This window comes from Priestia veravalensis (genome assembly GCF_001457055.1).
In the GTDB taxonomy this organism is placed as follows: Bacteria; Bacillota; Bacilli; order Bacillales; family Bacillaceae_H; genus Priestia; species Priestia flexa.
This window is the reverse complement of record NZ_KQ758630.1, coordinates 40,289-53,249: the sequence shown is the minus strand read 5'-3', so window position 1 is coordinate 53,249 and position 12,961 is coordinate 40,289. Positions and strand designations below refer to the sequence as shown.

Below are 12,961 nucleotides of genomic sequence, written 5' to 3'. Positions count from 1 at the left end.
AGCCCTTGAATGTGAAACGAAAGCCGCTATCTACGCTCGTCGTAAGGTCGAGGTCGAAAGTGTGTTCGGTCACATCAAGGGCAATCGGTCGTTCCGCAGATTTTCCTTGCGGGGACTCGATAAAGTCCATGTGGAATTTGGGATTGTGGCATTAGCCCACAATATACTAAAAGTAGCTGGCATTCGCCAGTTACTTTTAGATAATAATCGAAAATATATAAAAACAGGTGGAGAAAAACATTGCGTTTTTCTCCACCTGTTTTATTTAGAGGGACTTATTAGACAGCCCCATTTTTTATTCAATTAACCTTGAGTATTTAATTCCTTACTTTTTTATCATTTTGGATTTTAATTCCAATAATTTTTCTGTACATACCATTTAGCATAATTGGTGAATCCATTTGTATGGATAATTGCTTAGAAAATGGATTAGCCACTTGTTCAAATCTCAATCCAATATCTGTACCCAACAAGGAGATAAGCGGTCTTATTCCCCTTTTGAAAAGGGATAGTTCTTGGTTCTCAGGAACGAATTTATCAAATATCAATATTCTCCCTTTAGGTTTCGTTACTCTAATCATCTCTTCCATACACTTATGAGGATTTGGGACAACAGAAAGAAGTAAACTTGCTATTACAATGTCAAAAGATTCATCAGGAAATGTTAAATCCTGTGCATCCATTTGCAGGAATGTAATATCTGTATGATGAAACTTTTCTCTTGCTTTATCCAGCATGTCACTGGAAAAATCAATGGCTGTTATGTCGATATCATTATGAGGGACATACTCTAAATCTGCACCTGTACCACAACCTACGAAGAGTACCCTTTCCTCCTGAACCCATTCTATATCCTTAAATACCTCTCTTCTTGCTTTTAAAAAAATTCCTTTATTGAAAAATTGGTCATAAAATGGCGACCATACTTTATAGATAATTTGATTCCATGTGCTATTCATTTTAGAACTCCTCGTTTAAAAACTTTATTGTGTATCTGTATTCTTTGGAATATTAATAAAATCCTTTAATTTGTGGGATTTTCATAAAGATAAGAATAATTTTTCGTTTCATTCAAATATATATTTGAATAACAAAGGGGTTAGAGTTATAATATATTCAAATAAACATTTGAATGAGAAAGGAGAAGTGAATGTGAGTAAAAAAGATACATGTGAAATTTATTGCTACGATGAAGAGAAAGTAAATCGAGTTCAAGAGGAAATCGAGAAGGCAGATATCAGTAATATTTCCAAAGTATTTAAAGTAATAGGTGATGAAAATCGTACTAAGATTGCGTATGCTCTTTGTCAAGAAGATGAACTATGTGTTTGTGATGTTGCCAATATCTTAGGTACATCTGTAGCGACAGCCTCCCATCATCTTCGTACTCTTCATAAACTTTCTATATTAAGGCATCGAAAAGAAGGGAAATTGGCTTTTTATTCATTAGACGATGACCATATTAAACAGTTAATCCTTATTGCATTGGAACATAATCAGGAGGTGAAAGCACATGTCTGAACAACAACAAACGAAAACTTATAGAGTACAAGGTTTTACTTGTGCAAATTGTGCATCAATATTTGAAAACAACGTCAAAGCACTTGAAGGAGTTCAAGATGCGAAAGTAAATTTTGGTGCATCGAAAGTTGATGTTATTGGAAATGCAACTATTGAAGAGTTAGAAAAAGCAGGGGCATTTGAAAATTTAAAGATAAGAAATGAAAGAGAGCAAGTTGTTAAGCAAGAATCTTTTTGGAAACAAAAAGAAAATATAAAAGTATATATATCAGCAGTCTTACTATTGATAAGTTGGATGATGACCAAACAATATGGTGAGGAAAGTCTAATTCCGACTATAGGCTATGCACTTTCTATTTTGATTGGTGGCTATTCCCTATTTATCAAAGGACTTAAAAATTTAGTTCATTTAAAGTTTGATATGAATACCTTGATGACGGTAGCCATATTAGGAGCATCTGCTATTGGAGAATGGGGCGAAGGAGCAACTGTTGTTATCCTGTTTGCAGTTAGCGAAGCATTAGAAAGATACTCAATGGATAAAGCTCGTAATTCTATCCAATCCCTAATGGATATAGCACCAAAAGAAGCTCTTATTCGTAGAGGAAATAAAGAGATTACGGTTCAAGTTGATGACATTCAAATAGACGACATTATGATAGTAAAACCAGGTCAGAAACTTGCAATGGATGGGATTGTTGTAAAAGGAACATCTACTATCAATCAAGCGGCCATTACGGGTGAATCTGTACCAGTAGTAAAAAAAGTCAATGAAGAGGTATATGCTGGTACGTTGAATGAAGAAGGATTATTAGAGGTAAAAGTTACGAAACGTGTTGAGGATACCACTCTTTCCAAAATCATTCATATGGTGGAGGAAGCACAAGCGGAAAAAGCACCATCCCAGGCGTTTGTAGACAAATTTGCAAAGTATTATACACCAGGAATTATTATTATTGCCCTATTACTGGCAGTAGTTCCTCCCCTATTCTTAAACGGAGATTGGCAGGAGTGGATTTATAGAGGTTTGGCAGTTCTTGTTGTAGGTTGTCCTTGTGCGTTGGTCATTTCAACACCAGTATCCATTGTAACTGCCATAGGAAATGGAGCGAAAAATGGTGTTTTGATAAAAGGTGGAATTCACTTAGAAGAAACAGGGGCATTAAAAGTTATTGCATTTGATAAAACTGGAACACTTACAAAAGGTCTTCCTTCTGTTACAGATATTGTCGCTTTTAATGAAGAAGAACAAAAAATAATGACGATTACATCTGCAATTGAAAAGGGGTCACAGCATCCGTTAGCTTCAGCCATTATAAGAAAAGCTGAAGCCGATAATTTACCTTATAAAGATGTGAATATAGAGAACTTCCAGTCGATTACAGGAAAAGGTGTAAAAGCAGATATCGATGGAACGACTTATTATGTAGGTAGTCCAAATTTATTCGAGGAATTATATAGCATAGAAAAGAATATTAAACAACAGATAACTAATATGCAAGAGCAAGGAAAAACAGTGATGGTCTTAGGAACTTCTAAAGAGATTATGTCTCTTATTGCAGTGGCAGATGAAGTAAGGGAGAGTTCTAAAGAGGCAATTCGTAAACTTCATCAAATTGGCATTGAAAAGACGGTCATGCTTACAGGAGATAATGAAGGAACAGCTAAAGCAATCGGTAAAGAAGTTGGTGTCATGGAGATACAAGCTGAACTTTTACCAGAAGATAAGTTAGTCTATATTAAACAGCTTCGTAGTAAATATGATAAAGTAGCAATGGTCGGAGACGGAGTAAACGATGCACCTGCCCTTGCATCTGCAACAGTGGGTATAGCAATGGGCGGAGCTGGAACGGACACAGCATTAGAGACTGCGGATATTGCTTTGATGTCTGATGATTTAAGTAAACTTCCATATACAATCAAACTAAGTCGAAAAGCGTTGGCAATCATTAAGCAAAATATTACTTTTTCATTAGGCATTAAGTTACTTGCCTTGGTACTTATTGTTCCAGGCTGGTTGACATTGTGGTTAGCCATCTTTGCAGATATGGGAGCAACATTGATTGTTACCCTAAACAGTTTAAGATTATTGAAAGTAAAGGAATAATGGAAAAATGTTAGCACTCAATCCCTAATCCCTTTTTTCCTATCACCTGCTTCTATGTTATAGCAAAAAGAAGTTTTACCCAAGGCAAATAAACTGTTCCCTTGGTTAAATAAGTTGTTCCCTAAAACGAGTGAAAATTGGAGGATAGCCTCCAGTTTTCCTCGTTTTTTTGTGTCCAGAAGCGGAGAAAAAGCCAGTAAAAAGCATGAGAAAGGCATGAATAAAGGCAGGAGGAAACGTCTGATAAAGCCTGATAAATCAACGATTTCAAGATAAAAACCAGAGGAAAAGAGAGAAAAAGGGCAGGAGAAAAAGCAGGAAAAACCCTTAGCCCTGACCCATTTTTATCCCTGTTCCTACGGAACAACTTATTTTCCTAAAAAATCAGGATTCTGACAAAAAATAGGAGAAAAAAGGAGCGAACGGGGGAACAACTCATTTGCCTACAGAAAATGGGAAAATCGGAGAAAGGCAGGAATGACAAGGGTTTGGGAAAAGGGGGGAGGGAAGGTTTCTTTTTTACAACTACATAGAAGGCAGGGTTTATTTGAAATAAAATCTAAAGTGATTCTGAACTCAGTAGGGAAAAAGGGGGAAGGATGGATAATTAGACAAAAAAGTATGGTTAAGACTAAAGGAAAATCAGGTCAAATGCCTGGTCATCCTTCAGTAATTGTTGCGAATGAAATAAATAAACATAAAAATAGAGCATCGGATATGATGCTCGAACATTTATTTTTCAGTTTTTACGCTAACACTATTGCGATTGTAATTTTGTAATTTTTAATGTGCTCTTTGTTTCCTTGCTGTTATACATCTTGTCATCAGCTATCTTTATTAACTCAAACAAATCTTTACTATGGTTTGGATATATAGCCGAACCGATTGAAGCCTTTATAGGCAGGTTTATTTGATAAGCGAGGTTTTTCAGGTGCTCTTCCAGCCTTTGGAGAATAGTTTGCAAATCAGCCTCTTCATTGCAAAGACCAATAACCAAAAATTCATCACCGCCCCATCGAGCAACAATATCACTTTTTCTTGTTGAATCAACAAGTGTTTCACTAATCTTGATTAAGACCATATCGCCATTATGATGTCCGTAAGTGTCATTGATAGCTTTGAAATTATCGCAATCTATTACTAAAACATATAGTTTACTATTTGTACGTTCTGCTATAGAAGTAATCTTTTCATAAGTGTTCATCACAAACCTTCTATTGTAAATACCAGTCAGTTCATCTTTTTCTGAATAAAATCTAACTTTATCAAACTGCTTACCACCCCAATACCCAATCCAAATTAAGAGTGGATATGAATATAAATCAAGCGGTTCTACTTCTCCATCCCGAAAAAAATAGTAGAAAATATAAACTGAGTGTAATAAAAACAAGCCTAAACTTCCAAAAATCCTGCCAGTATATTTCATAGTTAGTCACCTTTTTACAGTCTAATAGTTCTATTTATATATTATCATGTGTTTATGTACAAATGTTATAGCAATATGAAGTTTCTTCTAAGATAGAAATTGGAGTATTCCTCCAGTTTCCTTGTTATTTTGATTTTTCTTTAGAAATATGGTGAATAGAGGAAAGGGAATTGATGTTAAAGTCCCTGCGAAATCTGGTAGTATAGATATAAAAGTGGGTGAGGAAAATGAAAGCTAATGATAAATTGATTAAGGAGATGGAAGCGTTCGATGATGCCTTCCCTAACGGAGTATTTGCAATTCCTCGAAATCCTAATGACCCAAGAATAAAAGTTAGGGCGTTATGGGATTATTGTAAGAAAAAGTGGATTGATATAGAATTTATAAGTGAAGAAGAGCTTAAACAATTCCTTACTAAATCAAATAACTATAAAAATACATAAAGAAACAGGAGGAATGATATTCCCCCCTGTTGTAGCAGTAAAGCGGTTATTGAATTCTTAAGGATTTCATTTCAATTATCCTCTTGGTGGATAAGGGTCGTTTCCGTAACTGTTTCTTTCTCTAATTTGTCCTGTTCTGTTATGAATGAACAGTTCAGATTGCTGGTTTTTTGCAATATCTCTTGCAAATGAAATCGCTTCACGTTGAGTATCAAATACTTTTGTTGCTCTTGAATTTCCTGCACCTTTTACTTGAAATCCACCGCCAGAATGTGGGGTAACATGCTGATTTTTACCCATTTAAACATCACCTCATTATTTGTTATGGTGAGGGAGGCGAACGTAAGTCCTCTTTTATGAAAATGAATTTTGTTGTAATATAAACGTGGATATATAAATCAATGGCTCTTATTTGTTCTGCAAAACAAATAAGGGCTTTTTTATTTTAGCTTTCTCTTTAATTCTCGTTCGAGCTTCTGCACTTCTCTTTTTACTTGCTTATCTACTTCTCTATTTAAATCCCTAATGGCTCTATTAACTTGGGATGTATTGATTCGTACTCGTACCATATAGTCACCTCCTCATACGTGTAATCTAATGCTTATTTTTTGCCTCCTCACAATATTGAATTATAGCACTATATTCCAACTTAATCAATATATAGTATTTATTCAATAGTAAATAACACTATATATTGTGTTTTTGGTAGGTGTTTTTTTATTTGTCAAATGTGAAAAGTTTAGAATGTGTGAGAAAAAGTCTGATTATTTAAGTAAATGATAGATTTTTAACAAATTTCCCTTAATTTCTTCATTTGCCATAGTTGATTCATTACGGAACACATTCTTTGCCAAGCATTTTTCATATTCTATCATCTTTGTTTTTCCTTTGATTGAATTTCTTGTTGAACGTCTTCTCCTCCGATTATGCAGTTATATATTTGGGGCAACTGCTTATAATACAGTAGCTTTAATAAAACAGGTTTCTAAATTTGAAGCTATTAAAACAGGATGTTCTAATCTATCAATTCGGATTAGACAGATAAACCAGGTGTTATCGCAAATCATAAACGGTAAACAGCAAAACAACTTGTAAAATGGTTAAACATAAACGGTAAATAGCACGAGTGAAAATTGGACTCTCCATCCAGTTTTCCTCGTGTTTTTTGTTTCTAATAAGCAGGAAAAACGTACCGTTGGTACGTGAATCAGAGTTAATCAAACGTTTGATAAAAAGCCCAATAAAACAGGATTTAAGAGAGGAAAAGGAGAAAGAAAACAGGAAGAAAAGAGCGAAAAAAGGCAGGAGAAAAAGCAGGAATCCCCCATCCCTAACCTCCTAATTCCTGTGAACTGATTTACCATTTATGTTTTCCTAAAAACCCTGATTTCTGTCAAAAAATGGGGGAAAAGAGACAGAAAATATTTACCGTTTTTATTTGCCTACAGAAATTGGGAAATCGGAGAAAGGCAGGAATGGCAAGGGTTTGTGAGAATGGGGGAGTTACCGTTTATGTTTTGCGACTACATAGAAGGGCTGGGTTTCTGAAGAACAAATCTAAAGTGAGTCTGAACTTGATAAGGGAAAGAGGGGAAAGGGAGGAAACAGCAAAAGATTGGAATTTTGATGAAATTCTATAGTTCTGTGCTATGCTAATTATATATAAAATCTTAATTTTGGAGAGGTCTTATGGGGGAGCAAATTATTTATGACATGACTACACTTCCAGATACAATTGGCTCAATTAGCAAATTATTGGGTGTGGATGAACGACAAATTACGAAATACTGTGCAAGTCATAAGGATGATTATGATGCAGAGGGTTTTTTAAGTTTGTTAGGATTAAGTGAACATTCTCTGTTGGATTTTGAGATTTATATAACTTCATTGCACGTAACTACGGATAAGGATAATTGTTCATCCTTAAAGAAGTATGGACTTTTAAATTTGCAACAAGCCATCATAAAGGATACGCCCTTAAGGGCTTATTTAAGGAATTACGGAGTTCGCATTGAAATTGAAAAGAAACAAATTCAATTTCAAGATAAGCTCTTTGATATAAGCAAAGATTATAATGGCATAAGTGAACCGATTGATTGGATTATCTACAAATTGTATAAGGACTTCCAACTAAATTCATTCTTTCATTCTGACAATGTGCTTAAATATGGCGGAGGGATTAGAAGGAGACCTGAGTTTCTATATAATTTGGCTGAACTTTTAAGAGTGCCAAATATAGAATATGACTGGATGAATGATATATCTTGTTATGTCATAAAATATAAGGCAACACTCTCACAATTCGCTGATTGGAATTTTGATATTGATAAGAATGAAATCAATTATTTGGATGAAAGTGAAATTAATATAAGGAAAATAAAATGGCTTATAAATCAATCATTAAGAAGAATAAACAATGACCTTTTTTACAATAGTATAGACGATTGTTATTCTTATTTGAAAAATGATGCTTATGTACGAGTTTCTGATATTTTGAGAATTTATACTGAAAATGAGTATTTGGAAGAATACCGAATCAACGAGTGAAAAGCATTTTTAAGAATAGACAATATTAAGTAGAGATAGACACTTTGCCTCGCAGTGGTAAGGTGTCTTTTTGTGTCAACATGCCGAACTATGTGCGACTCCTTTTCTATCAGTTATAAATCAAACTTTCCTATCTATAATATAAGGTTAATACAAACAAGGGTTCTATTAAGAAACCTATAAAAACAGGATGTTCTAATCTATCAATTCGGATTAGACAGATAAACCAGGAGGAATGAGTTTTTATGAGTAGTAGAGAAGTACGAGAGATGCCAAGAACATTTGCTCAACAATTAAAATATTATAGAGGTCTCAGAGGTTATACCTGTAAAGAATTGGGAATGATGGCGAAAATTGACCCAGGCTACGTAAATTCTTTAGAGCGTGGGAAGAAAAAAGCGCCTACCTATCCCATAATCAAAAATTTGGCAAAGGCACTAAAAGTAGATATTACTGATTTGATTGATATTGAACCAAGCGAGGGTGAGCTTCCTTTAAAAAGTATTCAAGAAGTTATGGTTAATCAAGAATATCTTATAAAAGGGAAACTTCCGACTATGGAAACAAGGGAGGATTTATTAGGATTAATAGAGGCATTACTTGATTGTGAATGGGAAGAACATAGTAAACATTTGGATTCTGTGGAGATTTTAAACAGAGTTGATACATTTTTAAGGTCTATAAAATAATCATCAAACAGGCGAGGAAAGAGAACTATGTATTTTTTACTGGTTCTCTTTTTCTATATTTTTTGGAGGTTAGAGAAAAATGTCTAAAAATTCAAGTGAGCGCGAATTCATATTTACACTTTCGCAATTTGAAAATCCTCAAATTTTAGAAAAGGAATTGAACTTGAAATTAGCAGGATTAGAATTAGAAACAAAATTTGCAGGGTTGAAAATTGATATGTATGGGATAGAACAGGATTTAGGAGTAGAGGTCTTTGTAGAGAATGTGTTGTTGAAATCGGATTATTCTCACCAATACCGACTTCTTAAGCTGATAGAGGCTATTGATAAAGGGATTATTATTTATCAAGCGGTAGGGTTTAAGGATAAATACGTAAAGCAGTTGAGAGATAAAATATTGAATTCGAGCAAAAAAGTCAACCTTTACTTTGTAACGATTAATCCTGAATTATTTAAGGGAATTGACTTATTGAATAGTGGAACACATAAGTTGAAAGTCTATGAAAACCTTCATATCCTCAATGAAGTCTCTAATCCCATCCAATTACAAAAGGAAATGAGCATTATTCGACCAATTAAGGGGAACAAGAAATATAGGGAAAAGATTGATTGGGATTTTACTAATAGAGAGGATGTAAACAACTATCTCTTACTGCAATTAAGAGAAAGGATTCCATATTTTTTATCATTCCAAAGGCAGAAATCCAATCTTGATAATATGAGGATTATCCCATGTGGATTCGGAAAATCTGGTGTGTCGCTTATGCTAACAGTAGAGGATATGCGTTATCGTGCGTTCGTAGAGTTAAGATTTAGAGAGTTTAGTCCACCAATCTATTACAAAATAAAGGAGAGAGAAGAGAAGGCAAAAGAATTAATTGGGGAGGAGCTAAAATTTTTGGATGATAAACACACCATAACTTACTCCTTTAAATCAAGAGGAAGGAGTGTAAGAGAAACAGTTGATAGGTTAGTAGATGTTGCTGAGAAATTTATCTTGGCATTCAGTAATGATGTTCTTTATGGTGAGGAGGAGAGACTTGATATGTGGGAAGAATTTGAATATAGTCTGTAAATAAGCAGGAACAAGGCATTGGGTTATCCAGTGCCTTTCTTAATAGGTTGTTTTCTAAAGATATAAAAAATGACCATCAGAATGGTGGTCGTATTGAATTAACGCACCCCATTAGTCAAATATTGATATTAACATCATCTGTACTATGTAATTTTCCTTTATTCGACTACTATAAGAAGTATTAAGTATATTCCATACCCAAGCCTGAAAAATTCTATCTATTTCTGCTTATTGCAGAAACGCACCCAATTGCAGAGGATTAAAAAGAATACAGTTCTATTATTTTTTCTAATTGTAATTTATTCGGATTACACATATCAACAAAATAGGGTAATTGCCATTCTTGAGTTTTCATCGCTTGTTTACTACTCGGACTATCCCAGGTAGGATAAACTCTTATTGCCATTTTTCCCTTTGTTGAAGTAGACCTAAGAATATTCTGTTTTAAAAGAACTTCTTTTGGAAAAATAAATTGACCAAACTCATTTTCATTTTTAAAGGTAGTTATAACTAATAAATCAGGGGCTTCCTCATATAAATAGGGTTGATTTTTATTATTTTCATCCTTTTCCCAAAATGCAACAAACTGACCTACTTTGGTGGGAGTTATATTCGCAACTCTGAATCGAACTGTTTTAGATGATAATTTAAATGTACCAGCACCATACTTAGAATTTTGTTTTTCTTCTTGAACCGACTCCACCGTTAAATCATTTGCCTCGTAAATCATTTTATTTACATAATTTAATGCTGTATAAAAATCATCCATTATTCCACCCTCCTCAAAGTTCAACAATTAATGGTCCATTTGTTAGGCAAATGCTTCCTAATTTACTCCCTATATTTTACCATAAATATAATTTATCCTTCTTATAATTGCCGATGGTTTTTTATAATTCCAATCAATTCTTCACCGAAAGCATTAATTTTCATTTCGCCAATTCCATGAATGGTTTTTAAATCGGTTAAGCTACACGGTTTTTTTAGAATCAATTCTTCCAATGTTTTATTGCTAAATATGTGAAATGCTTTTACGTTTTGTTCAGTCGCTTTGTTCATACGGAATTTTTTCAATAATTCTTCTAAATCGGTATTATTCGCTTGAGCTGATACTATCCGTTCATTGTTTTCATTTTGTGTACTAATTGTTTCCTCTAATAATTTCATTTCTACTAAGTCAGTTTCGTCATCAATCAATTCAAAATGAGTAGCCTTGATATAATCGCTCATTTCTTTCATACGGTTATCCATAAAGCGAACAGGCGATGACTTTTCGAGTTCTTGTTTTATATATGCCACTAAACCGTCTACACGTAATAATTTTTCCTTTACATGTTTACTTGCCTTTTTCGTATTGATAACCGTTCGATTATTGGTGAAAACAACAACACTTTTAATTGGTGTTCGTGTCACTGCTCCCATGTCCCTCATATATGACTCAAAAACTTCAACCTGTCTTTCTACTTGGCGAACTGGGCTGTAGAACCCTTCTTGAAATGCTAACCTGTTTCCTTTGTACACTTGTCGTATGAATTCGTCTTTTTCATTTACTAAAATGTTGCCATAGTAATTTTTCACTTCTATCAATAAAATGAATTTTCTTGTTAAAACAACAAAATCTATTTGAGCTTTTAAGTCATTGTGAACAATACGAACATCGTGCAGGATATGTATAGGCATAAAGGAATTTTGTAATTCAAAAAGAACGCTATTTTCACCTTTTAAACCGAGTTCTAATAGTTTTATTTTTTCGTGAAGGGATTTGCTTTGCTTTTCATCTACTGTGTTTGCGATTTCCTGTTTAGATTGTTCAATTAACTGATTGCTTTCTGTTGCTTCCTTCACAAGAATGGGTGTTTTTAACTTTTCGGTATCCGTTAGAGCTTTAGCAACTCTTTTAAAAAATCCAACTTGTTTATATTCCATATAATCTAAACCTCCGTTTCTATGCTAAAATCCGAGTGTACGCCAATTTCTTTTTGTATGCTTTTATAGCGTCTGATAAACTCCCTGCCAAATTCTCTCGTATTCAACTTAATGCGGTCTATCGGTTCATATTGAATTCCAAAAGAGAACTCTTCATTTAATCTTTTAAGCTCTTTATACATATTTTTAACAGGCACTTCATGTCCATCGAGAACCTGATAAATGACAAGTTTCGGCAGAGCGTTTCCGTCATTGTATTGATGAATTCGATACAATCCATTTACGGATTTGGCCTCAATTGTTTCAAGCAATTTGTTCATGCAATTACCTCCGAACGAATTCCATTTGTAGCCATATTATAACATGTGTTTTCTAAAACTTTCTTCAACTTATCAGTTCAATAGTGTTTGTTACAAAAATATATCTCAACATTTGCGTACAAGGTATGAAAGAAGTACGAAAGAATTCATAACAGTTCTTAATTAATCACACTTGTTTAGCAACAATTCAGAGCAATTACGTAAAAAGTGTGAAATGGTTCATAGCCTTTTCATACAGAACTACGATATCCAAACTCTTATGTATAAGTATTTTTATTTTAATAAAGTAAAAAGGCACAGGTATCTTCATCTGTGCCATTAAAAATGTCGTTTACTAAGTTTCTTGGTATGTGTAAATAAACTCCAATAAACTGTGTGCAATTAAATCTTGAATTTTCAAATGTGGGAACTGGTTCTCGCATAACTTGGAGAACTTGTCATAAATGTTTTCATTCAACTTCAAATTTTTGTTCACGTATTTTGCCTTAGTATTGTAGATTTCTTTATCTAAGACAAGCGTAGGTTTTTCGTTTACGGTAGATACTAAGCTCTTCAAGGTTTCTAAATTCTCTTTTATAAAGGTTAATTCCTCTTGGAAGCCAATGGTTGCTTTATCAGAAGGTTTCGCATTTCCTAATGATTCCTTGTCCCGAATAAACTTGAAATACTGATTCTCTCTCGCAATATAGACGAAATCTTGTTTCTGCATTTCTTTCGTGAACGAAGAATAGGCGAGACCTAAAGCCTCTGCAACCCCTTTTAAATCGCTGTTTACCAGCATTTTATTTATTTCCTCTGCACGTCTGTCTACATCCATCGTAAAAAATCTATCTTTATTCATGTGTACTTTGCTCCTCTCTATTGGTTTTTTAATATTATAGTAGAGTTGCTTTTTCTTTATAACTGC

General features: G+C 33.9%; 16 protein-coding genes. 8 read left to right on the top strand and 8 right to left on the bottom strand.

Translation table 11 applies throughout. The features are described 5' to 3' along the window. Positions 1–307, top strand: a 307-nt coding sequence (locus AS180_RS23455; RefSeq protein ID WP_226372921.1) for a transposase, incomplete at its 5' end; no start/stop codon positions are given. Between the two features lie 10 nt (positions 308–317). On the opposite strand, the gene AS180_RS03700 is transcribed toward AS180_RS23455, so the two are convergent. After that, on the bottom strand, positions 318–959 hold the full coding sequence (locus tag AS180_RS03700) for a class I SAM-dependent methyltransferase (protein WP_044394568.1): 642 nt from the start codon (positions 957–959) through the stop codon (positions 318–320). Between the two features lie 193 nt (positions 960–1,152). On the opposite strand from AS180_RS03700, the gene AS180_RS03695 reads away from it, so the two are divergent. From AS180_RS03695 to AS180_RS03685, 3 genes are all read left to right on the top strand, one after another. After that, positions 1,153–1,521, top strand: coding sequence for an ArsR/SmtB family transcription factor (locus AS180_RS03695; RefSeq protein WP_044394569.1), 369 nt, complete (start codon positions 1,153–1,155; stop codon positions 1,519–1,521). Beyond that, positions 1,514–3,628 (top strand): heavy metal translocating P-type ATPase, encoded by a 2,115-nt coding sequence (locus AS180_RS03690; protein ID WP_044394570.1) that lies wholly within the window; start codon positions 1,514–1,516, stop codon positions 3,626–3,628. Before AS180_RS03695 ends, AS180_RS03690 begins: the two co-directional genes overlap by 8 nt. A 477-nt stretch (positions 3,629–4,105) precedes the next feature. Further along, positions 4,106–4,408, top strand: coding sequence for a hypothetical protein (locus tag AS180_RS03685; protein ID WP_062686432.1), 303 nt, complete (start codon positions 4,106–4,108; stop codon positions 4,406–4,408). Here the strand turns inward: AS180_RS03685 and AS180_RS03680 are convergent. Further along, positions 4,386–5,054, bottom strand: a complete 669-nt coding sequence (locus AS180_RS03680; RefSeq protein WP_062686431.1) for a GGDEF domain-containing protein — start codon at positions 5,052–5,054, stop codon at positions 4,386–4,388. The two genes, AS180_RS03685 and AS180_RS03680, sit on opposite strands and share 23 nt — an antisense overlap. A 227-nt stretch (positions 5,055–5,281) precedes the next feature. Between AS180_RS03680 and AS180_RS03675 the strand changes: the two genes are divergently transcribed. Then, the gene (locus AS180_RS03675) at positions 5,282–5,497 is read left to right on the top strand and encodes a hypothetical protein (protein WP_062686430.1); all 216 of its coding nucleotides are present in this window, start codon (positions 5,282–5,284) and stop codon (positions 5,495–5,497) included. A 75-nt stretch (positions 5,498–5,572) separates the two neighbouring features. Here the strand turns inward: AS180_RS03675 and AS180_RS03670 are convergent, their stop codons facing one another. Both AS180_RS03670 and AS180_RS23805 read right to left on the bottom strand, forming a co-directional pair. Next, positions 5,573–5,797: a DUF2188 domain-containing protein gene (locus tag AS180_RS03670; protein WP_062686429.1), complete on the bottom strand. Its 225-nt coding sequence runs from the start codon at positions 5,795–5,797 to the stop codon at positions 5,573–5,575. Positions 5,798–5,937: 140 nt separating this feature from the next. Then, positions 5,938–6,066, bottom strand: coding sequence for a hypothetical protein (locus AS180_RS23805; RefSeq protein ID WP_258954103.1), 129 nt, complete (start codon positions 6,064–6,066; stop codon positions 5,938–5,940). A 1,120-nt stretch (positions 6,067–7,186) separates the two neighbouring features. Between AS180_RS23805 and AS180_RS03665 the strand changes: the two genes are divergently transcribed. From AS180_RS03665 to AS180_RS03655, 3 genes are all read left to right on the top strand, one after another. Beyond that, complete coding sequence (locus AS180_RS03665; RefSeq protein WP_062686428.1) at positions 7,187–8,044, top strand: hypothetical protein; 858 nt, start codon at positions 7,187–7,189, stop codon at positions 8,042–8,044. A gap of 245 nt (positions 8,045–8,289) precedes the next feature. After that, a complete protein-coding gene (locus tag AS180_RS03660) occupies positions 8,290–8,733 on the top strand; it encodes a helix-turn-helix domain-containing protein (protein WP_062686427.1) in 444 nt (147 codons plus the stop codon). A 79-nt stretch (positions 8,734–8,812) separates the two neighbouring features. Further along, positions 8,813–9,808, top strand: a complete 996-nt coding sequence (locus AS180_RS03655) for a hypothetical protein (RefSeq protein ID WP_062686426.1) — start codon at positions 8,813–8,815, stop codon at positions 9,806–9,808. A 259-nt stretch (positions 9,809–10,067) separates the two neighbouring features. Here AS180_RS03655 and AS180_RS03650 read toward each other — a convergent pair whose 3' ends face one another. From AS180_RS03650 to AS180_RS03635, 4 genes are all read right to left on the bottom strand, one after another. Continuing rightward, the gene (locus AS180_RS03650; protein WP_062686425.1) at positions 10,068–10,577 is read right to left on the bottom strand and encodes a MepB family protein; all 510 of its coding nucleotides are present in this window, start codon (positions 10,575–10,577) and stop codon (positions 10,068–10,070) included. A gap of 101 nt (positions 10,578–10,678) precedes the next feature. Then, positions 10,679–11,734, bottom strand: a complete 1,056-nt coding sequence (locus AS180_RS03645) for an NERD domain-containing protein (RefSeq protein WP_062686424.1) — start codon at positions 11,732–11,734, stop codon at positions 10,679–10,681. Between the two features lie 5 nt (positions 11,735–11,739). Beyond that, positions 11,740–12,054, bottom strand: coding sequence for a hypothetical protein (locus AS180_RS03640; protein WP_062686423.1), 315 nt, complete (start codon positions 12,052–12,054; stop codon positions 11,740–11,742). Positions 12,055–12,388: 334 nt separating this feature from the next. Beyond that, positions 12,389–12,895: a hypothetical protein gene (locus AS180_RS03635; protein ID WP_062686422.1), complete on the bottom strand. Its 507-nt coding sequence runs from the start codon at positions 12,893–12,895 to the stop codon at positions 12,389–12,391. Between the last annotated feature and the right edge of the window lie 66 nt (positions 12,896–12,961).